The organism is Pseudoalteromonas sp. Ps84H-4, from assembly GCF_024124645.1.
Taxonomy (GTDB): Bacteria; Pseudomonadota; Gammaproteobacteria; order Enterobacterales; family Alteromonadaceae; genus Pseudoalteromonas; species Pseudoalteromonas lipolytica_C.
In genome coordinates, this window is the sequence record NZ_JAMXSK010000082.1 from 1 (window position 1) to 1087 (window position 1087).

Genomic DNA, 1087 nt, shown 5'->3' on the forward strand with positions numbered 1-1087 from the left:
CCCGAATTCAGATAATAAGTGCACCACTCATGGTTAAACGGTGAGAAGAGATCAACTGCCTGTTGGTGGTACTCTGTAATCGCCAAAAAACAAGAGTAGATACCATGAGTTACAAGCAGTTGATCGAAGGGCAAAGATACCAGATTGAGGCCTACTTACGCGAGGGTTTTAGCTATCGAGAGATAGGGAAAAGGCTAAAAGTGAGCCACAGCACTATAAGTCGTGAAGTTAGGCGCAATAGTACTCGAAGTCATTACTTGCCTGAGGTTGCACATTCAAAGGCATGTAAACGAAAACGTCTAGCTGCCAAGTATTCCATGCCAGCACTTACAATTGCGTTCGTTGAGTTTGGATTGGAGCAAAAATGGAGCCCTGAGCAGGTTGCGGGTGTAAGCAAAATTATCGGGCATCCTGTGAGTCATGAATGGATTTATGGCTATATTCAAAAAGATAAATTGAGTGGTGGCAAGCTATACAAACATCTGCGACAAGGGCACAGACGTTATCGTAAAGGCAGCCGAAGCAAACGTGTCATCATCCCAAATCGTGTTGGCATTGAACATAGACCTGCGATTGTTGACACTAAGACACGGTTTGGTGATTGGGAAGCGGATACAGTACTTGGCAAGCATGGTACGGGAGCAATCGTTAGTTTAGTCGAGCGTACAAGTAAGTTTTACCTGATACGCAAAGTGCCAGCAAAAAGTGCAGCGCAAGTGAGCAGAGCAATGATAGGTATGCTGTGGCGCTATCGACGCCATGTTCATACGATAACCGCAGACAACGGGAGTGAGTTTTGTGAACATGAGCATGTTTCAGACAAGCTAAAAACCGACATCTACTTTGCTAACCCCTACTCATCATGGGAAAGAGGGTTAAATGAGAACTTTAATGGCTTGTTGCGTCAATATATTCGCAAAGGCACTGATTTACGAACGGTGACAGATAAGCAAATTGCGCACATAGAAAAGGCGCTCAATGCGAGGCCGAGAAAATGTCTAGGGTTTAGGCAACCAGCGGTAATATTCGATGAATTACGCAAAGCAGCCTAATTTAGCGAGTGGTGCACTTCGGACTTGAATTCGCG

At 45.0% G+C, this 1087-nt stretch carries 1 protein-coding gene; it reads left to right on the forward strand.

Annotated features, from left to right (window positions below):
* The first annotated feature begins 104 nt into the window (after window positions 1-104).
* Entirely contained in the window at window positions 105-1052 is a 948-nt protein-coding gene (locus NH454_RS22280; protein WP_199524813.1) for an IS30 family transposase, read from the forward strand.
* Window positions 1053-1087 lie beyond the last annotated feature (35 nt).

Coding starts and splice junctions, on each gene's coding strand:
- NH454_RS22280 (WP_199524813.1), top strand. CDS start 105: ATGAGTTACAAGCAGTTGATCGAAGGGCAAAGATACCAGATTGAGGCC.